The sequence below is a fragment of the Peribacillus sp. V2I11 genome (assembly GCF_030817135.1).
Classification (GTDB): Bacteria; Bacillota; Bacilli; order Bacillales; family DSM-1321; genus Peribacillus; species Peribacillus simplex.
In genome coordinates this window covers 3,748,026-3,767,581 of record NZ_JAUSYW010000001.1, presented here as the reverse complement: position 1 = coordinate 3,767,581, position 19,556 = coordinate 3,748,026, and the positions used below count along the sequence as shown (strand labels likewise).

Sequence of the window (19,556 nt, the reverse complement as noted above, 5' to 3'; positions counted from 1 at the left end):
AAACATGCGAGAGTGTAAGATTACTATATAACAAGGGTGATGAAAGAATGGAATATAATAAGACCTTTTATACTAAGGAACTGCAGACATTAAGCGGAACGCTCATCATCGAGGGGCCGTTAAGCGGCGAAAAAATGTCGGTTTATGAGTTTCACGAAGACTTGGTCGCCTTTCGCCCGCCTGCTTTGCAGCATAAAGCGTTAATAGAGATTGCAGACTTACCTGAGGGCAGGATCTTTATCGCCCGTGAAAATGAAACAATCGTGGGTTATGTAACTTACTTATATCCCGATCCCTTGGAGCGCTGGTCGGAAATCGAGATGGAGGACCTGATTGAGCTTGGTGCAATCGAGGTCATCCCTAAATACCGGGGTGCCTCCGTCGGGAAGAACTTAATCCGCCTTTCAATGGAAGACGATTCGGTTGAAGACTTCATCATCATCACCACTGAATACTATTGGCATTGGGATTTGAAAGGGACAGGGCTGAATATTTGGGACTATCGCAAGGTCATGGAAAAAATGATGAGTGCGGGTGGCTTGGTCTACTTTGCAACAGATGATCCTGAAATCAGTTCCCACCCGGCCAACTGCCTGATGGCCCGTATTGGCAAAAGAGTCCCGCCGGAATCCATCCAGAAGTTCGACCAATTGCGTTTTATGAATCGGTTTATGTATTAAAGAGGCGAGAGGAAGAGGAGGAAGGAAAATGATTGTTGAAACAATAATGAATGAGGATATTATCACCCTCACTCCAACGGATACAATCCATAGTGCTGTCTTGATCATTAAGGAGAATCGAATTCGCCATATACCCATTGTCGATGATAGCTTTCAACTTGTGGGATTAGTCAGCGACCGTGATATTCGGGATGCTGCCCCTTCTATATTCCGTACCGAAGAATACAAAAATGATTTACAAAAACCACTATCAAGCATCATGAAAACGGAAATAATCACGGGGCACCCGCTGGATTTCGTGGAAGAAATCGGCGCTGTTTTTTGTGATAACAATATCAGCTGCCTTCCCATCGTAAAGGGAAGGAAGTTAGTGGGCATCATAACAGGTTCTGATTTACTTCATTCATACGTTGAGTTGACTGGAGTCAATCAGCCCGGTTCCCAAATCGAAATCAGAATCCCGGATAAGGCAGGTTCGCTTCATGATATTGCCCATATTTTCAAAAGGCGCAATACGAATATCCTAAGCACCCTTGTTTATCCTGAAAAAAATGGAACCGATTATAAAATTCTTGTAATTCGTGTACAGACGATGAATCCATTTATGGTGGTGGAGGATTTGAAGAAAGAAGGCTATACCGTTTTATGGCCTAGCCTACCGGGGATTTCACATGAATGATACATCCCTTTTCGTCTATTCGGATGAACTCCTTACCTACAAATTCAACGATGAGCATCCATTCAATCAAAAACGGCTTAAACTCACGCTTGATTTATTAAAAAAACACCATGCCATCAATGATGATCAAATTATCAAGCCCAGAATGGCTACCGATGCAGAATTGGAGCTGATTCATGATCACCATTATGTAAACGCTGTCAGATTGGCAGGCCAGGGAAAGCTCCCCCCTGAAAAGGCAGTAAATTATGGGCTAGGAACAGAGGATACCCCTATCTTCCCCAAAATGCATGAGGCAAGCGCCTTGCTTGTAGGCGGTACCTTGACTGCTGTTGATGCCGTCATGACCGGTCAGTCCCTGCACGCACTTAATCTTGGCGGTGGCCTGCATCACGGTTTCCGTGGGAAAGCCTCGGGCTTTTGCATTTACAACGATAGTTCGGTCGCGATAAAATACCTGCAAAAAAAATATGGGGCGCGTGTCTTGTATGTCGATACCGATGCACATCATGGTGACGGAGTCCAATGGTCATTTTATGATGATCCGGATGTATGCACCCTATCCATCCATGAAACGGGGCGCTACTTATTTCCCGGCACCGGCAATATTAACGAGCGGGGCCAGGGAAAAGGCTACGGCTATTCATTCAACATCCCGGTCGATGCGTTCACTGAAGATGAATCCTGGCTCGATTGCTATAGGGCTTCCTTTAAAGAGGTCATTGAATTCTTCAAACCGGATGTCCTATTAACTCAAAACGGAGCCGACTCCCATTATTACGATCCGCTCACCCATTTATCTGCCACCATGAAGATTTATAGGGAAATACCAAAGTTGGCCCACGAAATGGCCCATAAGTATTGCGAAGGACGGTGGATTGCAGTAGGCGGCGGTGGCTATGATATATGGCGCGTTGTCCCGAGGGCTTGGGCGAGGGTCTGGCTTGAAATGACGAATAATGATATTTCAGGTCCCCTATCAAAGGAATGGCTCGATTGCTGGCAGCCTGAGTCCCCTGTCGCCCTACCGAATGAATGGGATGACATGGAGGATATATACGAACCCATTCCGAGGAAGCCTGAAATTACCGAGAAGAATGCCCTGACGCTTGAAAAGGTCCTTTATCCCATCAGGTCTTCCAAGCAAACGTCGAAAAGCAATGAACGAAGTTAACCAAAAGATCGTTGAAAAACGATCTTTTTTTGTTCGGGAATACATTTGAGAAACAAAAAGAGAGTGCCCTCGGGACACTCTCCAAACCAGTTTATTTCGTTGATTGACGGTTTTCAATCCGATGTGGCAGGATCACTTTTTCAAGACCTTCCTCCACTTGCTCTTTATTCATCAACTTTGTAAGAAGCCTCATCGCAACCGCACCTATATCATATAAAGGTTGAACGATCGTCGTGATTTGAGGACGCACCATCAATGTCAATCTCGTGTTATCGAAGCTGATCACTTCAAAGTCTTCCGGTACATTATACCCTTTGTCCTGTGCGGCATGGACAATTCCAAGCGCCATTTCATCAGCACCGGCGATGAATGCCGTCGGTCTGTTTTCAGCTTCCAGGTACTTTTCAAAAGACTCAATTCCTGAATCATATGTATAATCACCTTCAACGATATAACTTTCATCAAATGAAAGTCCAGCTTCTTTCAACCCTCGTTTATAACCAGTCAATTTCATTTCATTAATAAGCGCGGAAGGGTTTCCGCTTACAAAAGCGATATGCTTGTGGCCTTTTTTAGCGAAGAAGGTCACTGCGTCGAATGCCGCCGCCTCATAATCAATATTAACCGATGGAACCTGTCCGCTTTCATCCACCGAACCTGCCAGAACGATTGGAACCGGTGAATTCTTAAACTCTTTGACATGCTCATCAGAAATGTTGCCGCCCATGAATACGATACCATCCACTTGTTTTCCAAGCATCGTATTCAACAAATGGAACTCCTTATCTATATTCTCATCAGAACTGCTTAGAATGATATTGTATTTATACATGGTGGCTATATCTTCTATGCCCCGTGCCAATTCGGCAAAAAAGATGCTCGAGATATCCGGGATGATGACCCCGACTGTAGTCGTTTTCTTTGAAGCCAGTCCCCTTGCCACTGCATTGGGACGGTACCCTAACTTCTCAATCACATCGGAAACTTTCTTCCTTGTTGCAGGCTTTACATTTGGATTCCCGTTAACAACGCGGGAAACGGTGGCCATGGAAACATTCGCCTCACGCGCCACATCATAAATGGTTATATTATTCATTCATCCATTCCTCCATTTCTTTCATTTTCCCCATAAAAGACCCGAATTATTTCGGAAATAAATCTTTTATGCGTTTTCCTCTATAAGGAAGATTATTTTAGGAACGATCTGCCTAGCAAAAAATGCAGTCCTACTCTCTTCTCAGTCAAATATTCAATACCCTATTCAAGTATAAAATTCACATAGAAATCACTTTATGTATGACTCAATCTTCCGAACAGTTCTCATTCTTGTTATTTATCATACGATAGTCGAATCTTTCCTGCAATCCAATAGTGCTTATTTCGAAGCTTTTTCTGCAAAAATAGGTATTTTACCATTAAAAAAAGCCCTTGCCAAGTTGGTAAGGGCCGTAAGTAGATCATTTAAAGACTTTCCAGTTTATACAGTTACCCAGTTCAAACGTTTAATTTCATCGTAGAATTCATCAAATTGTTTGAAATCCATTTGCTGTGCAGAATCCGATAAAGCAACGGAAGGATCCGGATGCACTTCAGCCATAACACCGTCAGCACCGATTGCAAGAGCCGCTTTAGCCGTAGGAAGCAGGAGATCGCGACGTCCAGTTGAATGCGTTACATCAACCATGACCGGTAAATGAGTTTCTTGTTTTAAAATCGGTACAGCAGAGATATCAAGTGTATTTCTTGTTGCTTTTTCGTAAGTACGGATACCGCGTTCACAAAGGATGATGTTGCCATTGCCCTGCGACATGATGTATTCCGCTGCATGAATGAACTCTTCAATCGTTGCAGCCAATCCACGTTTTAAAAGAACTGGTTTATTCACGGCACCTGCCGCTTTTAGCAAGTCGAAGTTTTGCATGTTGCGCGCCCCGATTTGGATGACATCGATATGATCGATGGCCGCTTCGATATCGTTGGCACTCACGATTTCACTGATGACAGCCAAGCCGTATTCATCAGCAACGCGTTTAAGTATTTGTAAACCTTCCAAACCAAGCCCTTGGAAGTCATATGGAGATGTACGTGGCTTAAATGCACCGCCGCGCATCAATTTCAGACCTTTAGCTTTAATGACTTCCGCCACCGCAGCTGTCTGTTCATAAGATTCAACGGCACATGGCCCGAAAACGAAGCTAGGAATCCCGTTACCGATCAATTCACCCTTAATGTCGATGATAGTGTCTTCAGCCTTTTGTTTTCTTGATACAAGAAGCGTTTTCTTCTGATCATCCTTTTGTAGCTCCAAGCCCAATTTAAAGATCTCTTTGAAAATATGTTTAATCGAACCAAGATCAAGCGGTCCTTGATTATTGGCTTCGATAAGATCCAGCATTGTTCTTTCACGGACGGGATCGTAACGGTTTACACCTTGTTTTTCTTTAACGCGACCAATTTCCTGTACAAGTTCAGCACGTTGATTAATAAGATGTAATAACTGAAGGTTCACATCATCCAGTTGATTACGAAGTCCATCAAGCTCTTTGTTGCTCATTACAAATCCATCCCTTCGTTTTTTAAAATAGAAATCGGTTCAGCGGACTCAAACTAAAAAAAATCCCATCTGGATCCTCGAACATCCACCCCAATTGTTTTATCAATGAAAAATTTAGAATATTTCATGTATGATTAAATCAATTATAAATGAAGTGTCCAAAAATGTCACTATATTTTTCTTTAATAATTAAACGCTTTTAAGCATTAAAGTTATAAATGCATAAATGCGGGTGCTGCTCAACAATAAAAAACGATTTAGACTGAATATTGGAACAATCCGTTGTAGGAATTATATTGGAAATAGAACAAGAAAGCTATAATTTAATTGATATTTTATCTCAAGAGCATTTGGAACATGATCAAATAGTCTGCCTCTTGCCTGGAGCCATCCAAGAATGATTAAAGAGTTACAAGCTGCCTGGACTCCCTGCATGCTAATGAACAGGGAACGGCCTTTCAAGAAAAGGTTTCCCCTGGAGATCATTTAAAAATCCTTTTGCCCTCAGTTAATGATGGAATAATAAAAGGCCGGACCCCTTAAAAAAGGATCCGGCCTTCATAAATCATTCAGTAATGGCCTTGCTCAATGAATCATATGTAATTCGCCAATGAGATTCATTCCAGGCAGGTTTTCCACTTTTAAACAGGATGGCCTGAGGTGATTGATGTTTGACATCAAATGTTTCTGCCACATAATTGGATAGTGGACGAGCTTCCTGAACGGCTAAATAGCCCGTTTTAAGTTGTTCGTTACCTAAAATGTACCTCTCATACTGTTCAAATGCTTCAGCACTGACCGGGCATGTTACACTATGCTTGAAAAGCAGGAATGTATCCTCTTTTAGAAGCTCATTGAATTGTTCTTCTGTTTCGATTTTACTCATGACCATAAAACAGTCTCCTTTCCTTGTCCATATAAATTTTACCATCAAAAAGGCGATGAAGCCATCGAAGCACTTCACCGCCTTATTCTTCGTCCCTTTATGCCTCTTCATCCCCATTAAAGGAATCCAAGGAGTTTATTTCTTTAGGTTATTCTCTGTCTCATCAAATGCCTTTTTCGCTTCATCAAGTTTTAATTTTGCCGCATCCTTGTTTCCGCTTGTAGGATCTGCAGGATTATTTTCCGAGTCATTGCCGTTAGCAAAGTTCGTTTCGACGGATACGATAGGAGAATCGGAAGTTCCGGTTACATCTATATCCTTATTGCTTGAATTCGTCGTATCATCAGCCGCATCGCCGTTTTCTTTTCCCGTTTTTAGGCTTTTCACTTTATTGACGATATTTGAAGATTTGTTGGAAACGATTTCCGTGACGGAGCTTGTTTTTTCTTTTGCAGTATCAGCAAGGACTGTACCTTTTTCCATCGCCGTTTGTCTTAATCTTTCTGTTTTCTCTGAAATGTTTTTAGCTTGTTCATTGAAGTCATTCCTTAATTCCTTGCCTGTTTTCGGGGCCATGAACAAAGCTGTAGCCGCTCCGATCATCCCGCCGATCAAGGCGCCAATCATAAAGTCCTTCGAATTGATCGAGTCGCGTTCGTCCTCATAAGATTTCTGATAGTCCTTTGCCGCAAATTCTTTTTGAGTCATAATACATTCCCCTTTCAATTTTCAGTTCATTTTTATTTAACTAGATTTTAAGATCTAGAACGTAAAAACCTTTTTTTAGGTAGGTTATCAGTTTCCAGTGCTTCCCTTTCCAACTCCGCCCTTTCGGTTGGGGTCGGGGCAGCCTGTTTGCTTCTGGATTTCCATTTGTCCCTGATCTCCAAGGCTACATTGCTCCATTGTACAATTTGTGAGATTCGTTCTTGATTATTATCAATCTCTGCCTGCACTTTATGGGAAACCTTTTGGATGGAAGAATTAAAGCTAGAGATGGATGTGCCTACATCCTTCACGGCATCCACCACCGTGTTCAGGTTTTCTGACTTATGCTGTAAATCTTCTGCCAACGTATTCGTTTTATGTAATAACTGAGTAGTTTCGAGCGTTATGCCCTGCATTTGGCTCTCTAGTCCTGTCAGCGTCCGGGCCACACTGTCCAGGGTAGTTTGAAGTGATGTCAGTACCTTTGTTAGGAAAATAACAAGTACCAAAAAAGCTATCGCTGCAACAGCAGCACTTACGTATAAAATAATCTCCATTGGAACACCTCCGTAAAAAATCGACTTATTTAATAGCTGTTAGATATTAATTACCCCTTCCCTATTATTATAAACGTATTTATTTTTTCAATATACCCTATCAAACCCTAATCTGGAAATATTGTTGTCTGCATCCAGTTCCTCCATGAAATTCATGGGTGACACTTATGGCAGGAAATCGGGTATGATAGAAACGATAAGTCGAATTTAAACAATGGAGGTATTTTTTATGAAAGATCCCAGAATTGGTACATTGGCCAAAAACTTAATCAATTATTCCGTGAAGCTTCAAAAAGGTGAAAGAATCTTGATCGAAAACTTTGGTTTGCAGCGTGAACTTGTTAACGCACTTGTGAATGAAGCCTATGCAGCAGGTGGTTACCCATTCGTCCAGTTAAAGGATCACCAAGTGGATCGTGCCTTGCTGATGGGTGCCAAAGAAGAACAGTACAAGATGATGGGTGAGTTTGAAGCAAACGTAATGAACCAGATGGATGCTTATATCGGGCTTCGTGCCGGGGATAATATCAATGAACAATCCGATGTCCCTTCAGAGAAGATAGCGATTCATGGACAGACAGTCGGTAAAGTACATAGAAATATCCGCGTGCCAAAAACAAAATGGGTCGTACTTCGCTACCCGACAAATTCCATGGCCCAATTAGCCAAAATGAGCACAGAAGCATTCGAAGACTTTTATTTCGAAGTCTGCAACCTCGACTATGGCAAAATGAGCGCAGCAATGGACAACCTTGTTGAATTGATGGATAAAACGGATAAGGTCCGCTTATCTGGGCCCGGTACGGACCTAACCTTCTCCATCAAAGACATTAAAGCCATCAAATGTGCGGGTGAGCTGAACATTCCTGACGGTGAAGTATATACGGCTCCAGTTAAAGATTCCATCAATGGAGTGATTTCGTATAATACTCCGTCCCCTTATCAGGGTTTTACTTTTGAAAACGTGAAGTTAACATTCAAGGATGGAAAAATCGTTGAAGCGGTTGCGAATGATACGGAACGCATCAACAAAATTTTTGATACTGATGAAGGCGCACGATATGTCGGTGAATTTGCAATTGGTGTAAATCCTTATATTCTACACCCGATGCAAGATATCCTCTTTGATGAAAAAATTGATGGAAGTTTTCATTTCACTCCCGGACAATGCTATGATGATGCCTTTAACGGAAACCATTCAGACATTCACTGGGACCTGGTCAATATTCAGCGACCTGAATATGGCGGCGGGGAAATCCATTTTGATGACGTCTTGATACGTAAGGACGGACGCTTCGTTTTACCGGAACTGGAAAACTTAAATCCAGAAAATTTAAAATAACATAAAAACCAGCAGCATGACGTGCTGGGAAAAACCAATAAAAAACGACCGATCCGTTACTAACGGATGGTCGTTTTTTTTATTTTACCTGCAGTGAATGCTCATAGGCTGCTTGGAACTTTTGAATGTCCCCCGCACCCATGAATAACACGACACTGTTTTCATGATGTTGCAATATTGATGTTGTGTTCTCCGTAATCAGCTCGGCACCGGGAATCTTATCTTGAAGGTCTTCAATCGATAACTTCCCTTGATGTTCACGAGCAGATCCAAAAATTTCACATAAGTATACTTTGTCAGCCAAATTCAAGCTGTCGGCGAATTCATCCAGGAATGCCTGCGTTCTCGAGAAAGTATGCGGCTGGAATACCGCAACAACTTCACGCTCTGGATATTTCTGACGCGCCGAGTCAACAGTTGCAGAGATCTCGGTCGGATGGTGTGCATAATCATCAATGATGATCTGACTTCCGATTTCCTTTTCGGAGAACCGGCGTTTAACTCCGCCAAAAGTCCGCAATTGGGCTTTCACAGCTTCCGTATCCAAGTTTTCATATTTACAAAGTGCAATGACACCAAGTGCATTCAACACATTATGCTTTCCAAAAGTAGGAATAGTGAATGTATCATAGTAATTGTTCCTTACATGCACATCAAAAGTCGTGCCATCCGGAGTGACGGAAACATTTTTCGCTTGAAAATCATTTCCTTCTGCAAATCCGTAAAAAATAACCGGTACTTTCGCCTGAATATGTGGTAAATGCTCATCATCCCCGCACGCAATGATGCCTTTGTTGACTTGAAGGGCCATCGATTGGAAAGCCTCGAACACGTCTTCGACATTGGCGTAATAATCAGGATGATCAAAATCGATATTCGTCATGATTGCATAATCCGGATAATAGGAAAGGAAATGACGGCGATATTCACATGCTTCGAATACGAAGTAATCAGAATTCGCGATTCCTTTACCCGTTCCATCCCCAATCAAGAAGGATGTCGGTTTAGCGCCCCCCATTACATGGGCAAGTAAGCCGGTCGTCGATGTTTTACCATGAGCTCCCGTAACGGCCACGCTGATGAAGTTTTTCATGAAATCACCTAGGAAACGGTGATAACGGATAATAGGCAAATCAAGTTCTTTTGCCCTCACGATTTCCGGATGACTATCCGGAAACGCATTACCTGCAATGATGGTCATTCCAGGTTGAATATTTTCCTCGTTAAAAGGAAGGATTTTAATCCCGGCTTTTTCTAATGCCAATTGTGTAAAAAATTCTTTTTCGTAATCGGAACCCTGCACTTCAATATTCATATCATGCAGCATTTGTGCCAGAGCACTCATACCCGACCCTTTAATTCCCACAAAATGGTAAGCAGTCATAAAGCGAACCTCCACCAATCGTCTACCTGTATGACAGTATATGACGTCATCTTTTATTTGTTTTCCCATTACGAGACTTGTTAGTAACGCAATTTCTTCATAGGTTTTTCAAGCATATATTTTCATTCATTCATCAACAAAAAACTATTATATCACTTTTTTATTCATTCATCCATGTCAGGCAGATGCCAATTTATCAAATCATTGGATTTTCCCTCAAGTAAGGGGATAAAAAAGGGTTTTCACCCTTTCACATTATATACAATTTCCTTTTATTAGGTTCTCTTAATTAACATGTAAAAATTCCAGTTCTTCTTCCGTAATCAATACATCCCTGGGCCTTGAGCCCCTGGATTCGGAAACGACTCCCTGTTGCTCCATCATTTCTATTAGACGCGCTGCACGGTTATAACCGACACGGAAACGCCTTTGGACACTCGATGCAGATGCAGCCTGCTGGCTCACGACAAATTCACAGGCCTCGAAAAACAGTTCATCCGCTTCTTCCGTGACCTGGGCCCTGTTCAGCAAGTCTTCCTGTTCAAACAGATATTTCGGCTGCTGCTCCAGTTTAACATGGTTGACGACTTGATCGATTTCTTCATCACTCACAAAAGTCCCTTGCAGGCGCACCGTTTTTGAAGAGCCGTTTTCAGCGAATAACATATCTCCTCTTCCCAATAATTTTTCGGCACCGCCGCTATCGATGATTGTCCGGGAGTCGACTTGTGAAGAAACCGAAAAAGCGATCCTTGTCGGGATATTTGCCTTGATCAATCCAGTTATGACATCGACTGAAGGTCTTTGAGTGGCTACAATCAAATGGATGCCGCAGGCACGGGCCTTTTGAGCAATCCGGCAAATCGCTTCCTCTACATCAGCCGGGGACATCATCATTAGATCCGCAAGCTCATCGATGATCACCAGGATATAAGGCAGCTTGCTTGAATATTGACCGGCTTTTTCCGCTTGGTCATTAAAGCGGGTGATATCACGTACACCGGCATGTACAAACAATTCATAACGCCGTTCCATCTCCTCAACAGCCCATTTCAACGCAGCCGTAGCGGCTTTTACATCGGTTATGACTGGACTGACCAAATGCGGGATCCGGTTATATGGGGCAAGCTCGACCATTTTCGGATCGATCAACAGTAATTTCAACTCCTGCGGCGTCGCTTTATACAGCAAGCTGACCAGCATGGTGTTGATACAGACACTTTTCCCCGATCCCGTTTGCCCGGCTATCAATCCATGCGGCATCTTTCTCAAATCCGTGATAATCGGCTGACCGGATATATCGAGTCCTAAAGCCACAGCAAGCGGTGATTCATGCTCTTGAAACTCAGTACTTTCCAAAACCTCCCGCAAAAATACCGGTTTGCTTTTCCTGTTCGGAATCTCGATGCCAATTGTATGTTTACCCGGAATAGGCGCTTCCATCCGCATATCCTGAGCAGCAAGGCTTAACTTGATATCATCCATCAGGTTCGTCACTTTATTCACCTTCACCCCCGGCTCCGGATGCACCTCGAAACGAGTTACTGCAGGTCCTTGAGTGACATTGACGACCTTAGCACGGACATTGAAATTTTTCAATGTCTCATCAAGTAATAAAGTCTGTTCCTCGAGCCACTCATCATCATGAACAGCATAAGTGGGAGGTGTCAGCAATTCTATATTCGGAAACACATAGTATGGATTATCATCCGCTTCCACGGAGCCAAAAACTGCCGGGTTATCGCCCTGGCCACTTTCTGCTGCCGCCTCTGTATAAACTGCTTCTTGATACCCATTTCCAGAAATGGGGGTTTCCTGTTCAAAGAGCGGCTCAGGGTTCGAAACGATATTGGATTCAACTGTGTTCTCAGGCACGGCGGCGGTTTCTGAACCAACCTTAGTGTCCAGAAAGGTTGGTGTAATGACCGGAGTCTCCTCTTTCAAAATAACTCTGCCTTCCTCCGGTTTCCGTTCAGGAATTGCAGATGGTTTCGCTTGTACTGCCTCCGTTTCAGCAGCATCATTCATTGGTCGCTTATCAGGTGAAACTACTGCCCTTTCCGAATTAAAGCTTTTTTTTTCCGGCATCATTCTATTCATGAAGTCATTTTTTTCCCGATCTTGCTTAAGCATCATTACATTAAATGGGATATGTTTTTTTGGACGTTTATGCTGCACTTCAGGTATTGCCTCTGATTGATCACTTTCAGGCAGTGTCCCTTGACTGACGGATGGTTCAGTTGGTTGTACAGCAACCTCCCCAGGAACCGATATAGCTTCAGGCGGTGTGGCGTCCGCCTGTTCCATGATGGATACAGCAACTTCGCGTCCAAAATCGAGTTGGTCCTGTTCAATATCCTCTTTTTCTACCGCAGGCTCAATTACGTTAGGCTCGCTTACTGCTTCTTCTGGCAGGGATTCAATGGAATTCCTCCGAAAGAAAGCGGGTATCTCCGAATCTCCCCTTTTTTCTTCCGCTTGTTCCGGTATAAGAACGGATGGTTCTACCGTCAATTCCTCATGGGACACTTCTTTTGAGATATCAGGAATGGATACCGGAATCTCGATGGCAGGTTCTTCTTTTTTAAGGACAGGCATTTTGCTTTCTAATTCATATTCGACAATTTCTTCAGAAGGGACTATTTTTTTTTCCGGACGACGGAACCCATAAATGGGTGAAGGAATTTCCGTTGGGCGGAATGGAGTATTTGACGGGACTATTTTTGAGGTTTCCTCCCGATCAAAGCTTCTCCGTTTTGGTTCAGGATCCCTTACAGGCCTTCTCGTCGTTTCTTTGGTCACATTCTTCCCCTGTTTGGGTTCGTTTTCTTCCCTGTTTCTTTCCCTGGGCTTTCGTTTGTTCTGCTCCCGGTCTGGAATGAGCGGAAACTTGAACTGTCCTTTTGGATATTGAAACAGGATTTTCGTATCCGGGTCTGGCGTCTGGGACATTTTTTCCACTTTTTGATTATAAACCTTTATTTCTTCTTCCTTTGACTTCGAAAGCTTCGAAAAATCCATTTTCCTTAATGTCTCTTCATCAAGCGGTTCATCTATAATAATTTCTTCGATTTCAATAATTTCCTCTGCTTGGAACCATTTTTTCATCTTATTTAGCCATTTCAAAACTATCACTCTTTCTACATCTGTAGTATGTAACTAATTCTACCAGTTATTTTAAAAATATCGAGAAAATTTAAGCTAAATTGGGATTAGTATCTTTTTTTTTATCGAATTCTTACTAACTTAACGTATTTCGCAGAACTCCTACCCTATTAAACCCCTTCTGAAATGAGTTTAAACCTATCCATCACGAAATAACATTAGTCCCTAGTCTACTATTTAAATAAAACACCGCTGTTAAATCGCGTTTACAAAGAGATTAAGTTTTCATGCAGCCCATGAAGCAGACTGGCAATTCACTGCTTCATCCTTCACGAAACCTCCGGTGGCATCCAAATACCTGCCGAAACCCACAAAACACCGTTCGTTAATACCGAACGGTGTTTTGTGGGTTCCAGCGTTTTTTTTGTAAACAAAGACCAAAGGGACTATTTCCATTCATAAAAACTGCATACAACCTGCGCCACTGATTTGGAAGCGATCAAAAGGGCATCTTCATCAATGTCGAATTTAGGATGGTGATTGAAATATGCCTTCTCCACCCCTTTCGGTTTACAGCCAATGTAAAAGAAGCAGCCAGGAATCTTTTCTGCATAATATGAAAAATCTTCTGAACCTGAGAAAACCGGAAATTCCACGACCTTCTTAATATCTTTGTCATTCATGCTTTCCAGGCTATTTTTCACGAATCCAGTCAGTTCAGGGTCATTATATAACGGAGGATAATCCGGCACATATGCAAGTTCGCACTGAACATCAAATTCCGTTTCTATCCCTTTGACGATCCGGTGGATTTCCTTATCGATCAGCTGTTGGGTCTCTGCTGTCATATAACGGACATCCCCTTCAATTTCTATACGATCTTTTATGACATTAAAGCTTCCTTTTCCATCGAAGGAGCCGATTGTGACTACGCCCATATCAAAAGGGTTCAACCGACGGCTGACTACGGTTTGTACGGCTGTCACGAAGTGGGCGCCTGCCACAATGGCATCATTAGCCATATGCGGGGAGGAACCATGGCCGCCTACACCCTTTATCGCTAACTTGAAATAGGTCCGTCCAGCCATCGAATAGCCGCCGCGATACCCGACAACCCCTGCTGGATGAGAAGGAAATAAATGGATTCCGAAAACAGCATCCAGTTCATCCAAAAACCCTGATTCCATAATGCTTTTTGCTCCACCTGGGGGTGTTTCTTCTGCATGTTGATGGATTATTTTGATCGTACCTGATAAGGAATCTTTCAGCTCATTGATGCAGTCTGCCAATACCAATAAATACGCGGTATGCCCATCGTGTCCGCAGGCATGCATGACACCTTCATTTTTTGAACGGAACGGGACCTCCGCTTCTTCTGTAATCGGCAATGCATCGAAATCCGCACGGAGACCTATCGTTTTCCCTGGTTTTCCGCCTTCGATCGATACGATGATCCCTAATCCGTTTCCTACATTCGTTTGAATCGACACATCTTTCCCTTTATAAAAATCAATGATATATTGTGCCGTTTTCTCTTCTTTGAAGGATAGTTCCGGATTCTCGTGTAAATGACGGCGAATTTGAACCATTTCCCCTTTACGGGCTTCCAGCATGTTCATTAATTTGCTTTTCACGTTCACGATTATTCTCCCCCTATTTGATTATGATTTGTTGGTCAGGTATGCCTTTCGTGTCCCATGTATAGCATTTATACATCATGCTCTGTTAAATATCATTGTTGATAAACAGCGTAATAGTAAAGGACCCTGCTTGTAGGTCCTTACTTAGTTGCTTCACTAAAGCTTCGGATATTCTAGGTATTATTAAAAAGGATTCTATTGGAATATTTGCTGTTCACATTTCCAATATAAGCTCCCGGAGCTATTCCTTTCCAAAAAGGTGACTATAAATTTAGTTTTATAATCTGGATCTGAAAATGAAACTTTATGATTGTGTGTCCACCCTATTTTTCCTAATTTGCTGAAAAGATGCTGTTCATCTGTATCAATTTCTCTCATAATCCGTTCTCTTCTATAAAGAACTTCTTGTTCACAGACAATACTGCAAGAATATTTTCTGTTAGGGCTGCTTTTCTTCGCATAAATCCACTTGTTCTCAAAGTCCAGGTTTATTATTTTTTGATGGATATCCTTAAAAAGGCCAATATCACAATTAAGTTCCTTTGCTACTTGTTCTAAAGGTTTTTGCATAACTTCAAGTGTATATTCTTTTTTCCTTCGGTCCGTAGGCAAAGAGAAAAACTCTTTCATATTAATCTCAGCGAAAACGGATTTAAAATTAAACATAATAAACGAATCAGCGTCTAATTTGTTTATTATGCCTCAAGCCGGATACACAATTAATCAATATTCCCTTATATTCATCCGTTTTGAATTCCGGAAGCAAACGACTGTATAAAGAAGCGATACATCTTGTTTCCCTATAAAAGATTAAATTTGCCTGTCTATCCTCTGGAAAGAATAATTCAATATTTCTTATAATCGGCATAACTACCTCCGGAAAACCAATGAAAATCTTTTTATAATGCCGGAACTACATTTACCTCGTCTAAGCAAAAGCCGCTTCTGCTCAATTAATTGCAATGGACCCATTCTTATATTGGACGACAAAAAGGACGGAGAAGGGTTGCGTAAACTAACTGCTCCCTTCTCTGTCCTTTTACCTGAGAGTTTAGCTCCATTTTGGTCATGGAGATTTCCCCGTTGGCGGCACACTTCCTGCGCGCTCTCCAGAGTTGCGTCCAGCTGCGGTTCCATTTACCTGAGAGATTTGCTCCAAGGGATGTTTTTGGAACTTGCTCCTTCGGTGGCTCAATGCTTTGCAATCTCCCACAACGTTCATCCGCTTATATAGTTTGATATTCAGGGATTCATTTTTATATTTCCGAAATATTCCAATTATATTATTACCCATTAAATAACAAATATCAACTCTTTTCCTGATTCCCTTGTTGAAGTTAAGGAGACTCTACTAAACTTTAAAAGGACCGCTGCCAGATGCTGACACGGTCCTTTTGTGATTCAATATATTATTGTTCACGCTTTTTGTTTTTACCCATAATGAAGATGGGCTCCAACTCATTTTCTTCATAAAGGAATGATAGAGCCGTAATCGGAACATGACCGCTGGCAAAGAAGCTCATCGCCATTTGCGCAAGAATATCATAGCCCGTATCATTCTTCACATCGGCAATGATGATGACATCCTGATGGGGAATGGCCACAGCCATGGTTCCCTCGATCTTGTCCTTCATTTCCCGAAGCCAGGATTCATTCAGGATCCTGCTGGCATCATATCCATCATTCGTGTTCAAAAAATAAAATGCATTATCTGCAACGATATCCGACTTCATTTCAGTGGATAGGGAACGGGCATTGAAAAGGGCAATTTCACGGATCCTGTCACCCTGCCAATTTTCCCGTTGAATCATCTTTTCATCTATGAGACGGTAAGTTTTCCCTAAATCAAGGGCATAAAAAATCCGGGTTTCAGCCGTATGCTCATCGAATAAAAATGGATTTCCTTCTTCGGATTCCATTGGGAAGGAGGTCGAGCGAATGACTGGGAAAATGCATTTCTCCTTGCCCTCCATGCTGTGTTCTTCCCCCATCACATTCAGGGCCTCTTCCACGTAATAGGTAATTTCATCGATGGCTTTTTCCTGTACGTTTTCATAGTTAGCAAGTACAGGAGGCAACTCGATGGTGATCCCTTTCCCGGTCTTCACATTCTCCACCCGTAACGTATCTTGCTTGCTATCGAATTTGAATGTGCGATTCCCATCTTTTAGGCGTTCCTTCAAGATATTTTTCAGCTTCGTGCTATCCATTTTCATGACTGACCCTCCTCTTCATTGAAAAATCCCCAGCGAGAAGGGGAAATTGATTATAGTGATTGTATGAATTCCTCAATTTGTTCTTGTGTTTTGCGATCCTTGCTTACGAATCTGCCTAGCTCTTTGCCATTATCATACGCAATGAAACTTGGTATACCGAATACATCATTAGCTGCACACACATCGATGAATTCATCACGGTCAACATAAATGAATGTAAAGTCAGGAAATTTCGTTTCTATCTCAGGCATTATCGGTTCGATTACACGGCAATCTCCACACCATGTTGCTGAAAAAAGAAAGATATGTTTGCCTTCATTTTTCAATGCATCATATTGCTCAACGGTTTGTAAATTTTCCATTTGAATATTCCTCCTGCTCTAAATGACACCTTATTTTTTATAATCCCATCATACCAGACTCTCCGCGAATCAACCATTAATTCGGATCGGTTGAACGACCGGGTCATCTTATTTCTGGGGCACGGATGAAACGATTTCCATCATTTGTTTCGCATCGGTTTTTAATTGATCTTTATCCGTTTCGGTTGTCAGCTTCACCCCTCCGATCCCCACTGCAAGCTCATACTTTTCTTTCGGTATCTCTTTGATCGAGATAAAGCCGAATTTATCATCAGTTTGAAAAGAATGCAGCACTACATATTGATCCTTTTGTTGCTTCATTGCCAAATATAAAACGGAGCTGTCTTCTTTTTCATTTGGATTGACAAATAATATATAAATCTTATCACCTTTTTGTAAAATCAAATTATTATCATGTTCTTCTACTACCTTAAAATCCTTTGGCAGATAGACCTGAATAAGCCCTGCCTCGAGATCGGGCTGTTTTTCGTCGTCACGAAAAGCCACTTCTGCGGCCTTCATTGCCTTTTCGGTTTGCCTCTCAATACCTGAGCATCCCACAATCAAACTGCTTATTAACAGGAAAACAAGAAATTTTTTATTCGATAATGCCATCGTCATTCCTCCAGCCATCTCTTTTACTCACTTAAGGATACTATTATCCTTATTTATGAAATTCATCCATTTTCTCAAAACATGATACAATGAAAGCAATTTAAATACCGAGGAGGAAAACAATGAAATTAACCGTGTATCTTGCTGGGGAGATCCATTCAAATTGGAGAAGCGAGTTGAGAGATAAGACCGCTGCACTGAAACTTCCTTTAGAATTCGTCGGCCCGATGGAAAATCATGAACGCTCTGATAATATCGGTGAAGATATTCTTGGGGAACAGCCTAACCCCATTCTGAAGGATGCGGCCGCTTCCCAAATCAATAATTTGCGGACAGGTCTTTTGATGAAAAAAGCTGATCTTGTCGTCGCTCTGTTTGGGGAGAAATATAAACAGTGGAATACGGCCATGGACGCAAGCACCGCCGTTTCCCTGGGTAAACCGCTTATTTTGATTCGCCCGGAATCCCATCACCATGCCTTAAAGGAATTATCGGAAAAGGCGAGCGTCACGGTCGAATCCGTGAACCAAGCCATGAAGGTTCTATCTTATATTTTTGAAGAAGGGCTGTAAATCTCCCTTGCCAAGGGTTCAAGTATGAAGGACTGATCATTTCATATTCACCCAAATAAAAAGCTTGCAGGGGAAATTAGATGCCTAACCTCCCCTGCAAGCGAAAAACGAATAAATTTAGGTTGAACCTTATCCCTTTTTAATGGGTATCCAAATTTCGGAGTAATAGTCAGGGTTTGAAGCGTCGTCGTTCGCGTATACTTCCAATTCGGGAGTTCCTGCATGTTCATGACCGCTGGTAGGGAACCATTCGGAAAAAATTCGCTTCCAAGCTTGTTGGATGCTATCAGGCATAGGTCCGTGAACTTCGAATACAACCCACTTGGAAGCCGGTATAGTAAGGGCTGAAAACTCTTCAGGCACTTTCCCGGCATACTCTGCACCTATCCAATAATCCATCGTTTCATTTTTTTCCACTGCCCGCTTATCGACACATACACCAATCAAGCCATCTATTTGGCCATTGTTCAACTTCGCTAACCGATCTCCTGTCCCATCCGAATTCACTTTCTCCCATAACTTCGGAATCCCAATCAAATTCTCTTCATTAACCAAGGAAAACTCTTGCTTGATTCCAATCAATTGAAAGGAATCCCTTTCAAGGATATTGTATTTCATCGGTTTTGCCCCTTTCACAATCACCTGTATCACCAGGCGTTCATAGAATTTCATCTTCCCCATATACTTTCGGGCTTCGCTTGGAGATATCCCATGCTGCCTTCGAAAAGCTTTTGAGAATGCCTCGGGGGTGTCATAGCCATACTTGTAGGCTAAATCAATGACCTTGCCATTTGTGGATGAAATCTCCTGGGCGGCTAAGGTCAGTCTTCGACGCCGGATATATTCACCAATGGTAATATCCGTTAAGATGGTGAATGTCCGTTGAAAATGAAAAGCTGAGGCATTCGCCTGCCTGGAAATGCTCTCGATCGTCAGGTCCTCCAATAAGTGCTCCTCGATATATTCGATGGCCTTTTGGATTGATTCAACCCACCCCATTCCGCTCACCCCTTGTCACTATACTAGCAAGGCCGTTCAATAAAATCCTGTCTGATTCTGCTCTGTTTTGGCAGTGTTCGTTT

At 42.2% G+C, this 19,556-nt stretch carries 19 protein-coding genes and 1 riboswitch; of the genes, 5 read left to right on the top strand and 14 right to left on the bottom strand.

All coding sequences use genetic code 11. The features are described from left to right. Positions 1 to 47 precede the first annotated feature (47 nt). Genes QFZ73_RS18435 through QFZ73_RS18425 form a run of 3 tightly spaced genes read left to right on the top strand, consistent with a single transcriptional unit; the run spans position 48 to position 2,533 of the window. On the top strand, positions 48 to 680 hold the full coding sequence (locus QFZ73_RS18435) for a GNAT family N-acetyltransferase (RefSeq protein WP_251429367.1): 633 nt from the start codon (positions 48 to 50) through the stop codon (positions 678 to 680). Between the two features lie 28 nt (positions 681 to 708). After that, positions 709 to 1,359: an acetoin utilization AcuB family protein gene (locus tag QFZ73_RS18430; protein ID WP_251429370.1), complete on the top strand. Its 651-nt coding sequence runs from the start codon at positions 709 to 711 to the stop codon at positions 1,357 to 1,359. After that, complete coding sequence (locus tag QFZ73_RS18425) at positions 1,352 to 2,533, top strand: acetoin utilization protein AcuC (RefSeq protein WP_251429372.1); 1,182 nt, start codon at positions 1,352 to 1,354, stop codon at positions 2,531 to 2,533. Before QFZ73_RS18430 ends, QFZ73_RS18425 begins: the two co-directional genes overlap by 8 nt. Positions 2,534 to 2,624: 91 nt before the next feature. Here QFZ73_RS18425 and ccpA read toward each other — a convergent pair whose 3' ends face one another. The 6 genes from ccpA to QFZ73_RS18395 form a co-directional block, all read right to left on the bottom strand. Further along, the gene (gene ccpA / locus QFZ73_RS18420) at positions 2,625 to 3,629 is read right to left on the bottom strand and encodes a catabolite control protein A (protein WP_063232680.1); all 1,005 of its coding nucleotides are present in this window, start codon (positions 3,627 to 3,629) and stop codon (positions 2,625 to 2,627) included. Positions 3,630 to 4,010: 381 nt separating this feature from the next. Further along, positions 4,011 to 5,087, bottom strand: a complete 1,077-nt coding sequence (locus tag QFZ73_RS18415) for a bifunctional 3-deoxy-7-phosphoheptulonate synthase/chorismate mutase (protein WP_063232679.1) — start codon at positions 5,085 to 5,087, stop codon at positions 4,011 to 4,013. A 291-nt stretch (positions 5,088 to 5,378) separates the two neighbouring features. Continuing rightward, entirely contained in the window at positions 5,379 to 5,549 is a 171-nt protein-coding gene (locus QFZ73_RS18410; RefSeq protein ID WP_307269173.1) for a hypothetical protein, read from the bottom strand. 103 nt (positions 5,550 to 5,652) lie between these two features. Further along, the gene (gene ytxJ / locus QFZ73_RS18405; RefSeq protein WP_307269170.1) at positions 5,653 to 5,979 is read right to left on the bottom strand and encodes a bacillithiol system redox-active protein YtxJ; all 327 of its coding nucleotides are present in this window, start codon (positions 5,977 to 5,979) and stop codon (positions 5,653 to 5,655) included. Positions 5,980 to 6,108: 129 nt separating this feature from the next. Beyond that, positions 6,109 to 6,681 (bottom strand): YtxH domain-containing protein, encoded by a 573-nt coding sequence (locus tag QFZ73_RS18400; RefSeq protein ID WP_307269167.1) that lies wholly within the window; start codon positions 6,679 to 6,681, stop codon positions 6,109 to 6,111. Positions 6,682 to 6,728: 47 nt separating this feature from the next. Beyond that, on the bottom strand, positions 6,729 to 7,238 hold the full coding sequence (locus QFZ73_RS18395; RefSeq protein ID WP_307269162.1) for a DUF948 domain-containing protein: 510 nt from the start codon (positions 7,236 to 7,238) through the stop codon (positions 6,729 to 6,731). 229 nt (positions 7,239 to 7,467) lie between these two features. Between QFZ73_RS18395 and QFZ73_RS18390 the strand changes: the two genes are divergently transcribed. Next, positions 7,468 to 8,580, top strand: a complete 1,113-nt coding sequence (locus QFZ73_RS18390) for an aminopeptidase (RefSeq protein ID WP_307269159.1) — start codon at positions 7,468 to 7,470, stop codon at positions 8,578 to 8,580. A 79-nt stretch (positions 8,581 to 8,659) separates the two neighbouring features. On the opposite strand, the gene murC is transcribed toward QFZ73_RS18390, so the two are convergent. From murC to QFZ73_RS18355, 7 genes are all read right to left on the bottom strand, one after another. Continuing rightward, on the bottom strand, positions 8,660 to 9,964 hold the full coding sequence (gene murC / locus QFZ73_RS18385) for a UDP-N-acetylmuramate--L-alanine ligase (RefSeq protein WP_251429383.1): 1,305 nt from the start codon (positions 9,962 to 9,964) through the stop codon (positions 8,660 to 8,662). 285 nt (positions 9,965 to 10,249) lie between these two features. Beyond that, positions 10,250 to 13,090 (bottom strand): DNA translocase FtsK, encoded by a 2,841-nt coding sequence (locus QFZ73_RS18380; RefSeq protein WP_373458956.1) that lies wholly within the window; start codon positions 13,088 to 13,090, stop codon positions 10,250 to 10,252. A gap of 425 nt (positions 13,091 to 13,515) precedes the next feature. Next, positions 13,516 to 14,703: an amidohydrolase gene (locus tag QFZ73_RS18375; protein WP_307272899.1), complete on the bottom strand. Its 1,188-nt coding sequence runs from the start codon at positions 14,701 to 14,703 to the stop codon at positions 13,516 to 13,518. A gap of 201 nt (positions 14,704 to 14,904) precedes the next feature. Beyond that, complete coding sequence (locus QFZ73_RS18370) at positions 14,905 to 15,339, bottom strand: hypothetical protein (protein WP_307269154.1); 435 nt, start codon at positions 15,337 to 15,339, stop codon at positions 14,905 to 14,907. A gap of 391 nt (positions 15,340 to 15,730) precedes the next feature. After that, positions 15,731 to 15,832: riboswitch (glycine riboswitch) on the bottom strand. Between the two features lie 286 nt (positions 15,833 to 16,118). Next, positions 16,119 to 16,925, bottom strand: a complete 807-nt coding sequence (locus QFZ73_RS18365) for a DUF1444 domain-containing protein (protein WP_251429389.1) — start codon at positions 16,923 to 16,925, stop codon at positions 16,119 to 16,121. A 50-nt stretch (positions 16,926 to 16,975) separates the two neighbouring features. Further along, positions 16,976 to 17,287, bottom strand: coding sequence for a thioredoxin family protein (locus QFZ73_RS18360; RefSeq protein WP_207436825.1), 312 nt, complete (start codon positions 17,285 to 17,287; stop codon positions 16,976 to 16,978). A 108-nt stretch (positions 17,288 to 17,395) separates the two neighbouring features. Further along, on the bottom strand, positions 17,396 to 17,902 hold the full coding sequence (locus QFZ73_RS18355) for a hypothetical protein (RefSeq protein WP_307269149.1): 507 nt from the start codon (positions 17,900 to 17,902) through the stop codon (positions 17,396 to 17,398). A gap of 122 nt (positions 17,903 to 18,024) precedes the next feature. Between QFZ73_RS18355 and QFZ73_RS18350 the strand changes: the two genes are divergently transcribed. Next, positions 18,025 to 18,474 carry a YtoQ family protein gene (locus tag QFZ73_RS18350; protein WP_251429394.1) on the top strand — a complete coding sequence of 150 codons (450 nt, stop codon included), beginning with the start codon at positions 18,025 to 18,027 and terminating at the stop codon, positions 18,472 to 18,474. A gap of 129 nt (positions 18,475 to 18,603) precedes the next feature. Here the strand turns inward: QFZ73_RS18350 and QFZ73_RS18345 are convergent, their stop codons facing one another. Next, positions 18,604 to 19,473: an AraC family transcriptional regulator gene (locus QFZ73_RS18345; RefSeq protein WP_251429397.1), complete on the bottom strand. Its 870-nt coding sequence runs from the start codon at positions 19,471 to 19,473 to the stop codon at positions 18,604 to 18,606. Positions 19,474 to 19,556 lie beyond the last annotated feature (83 nt).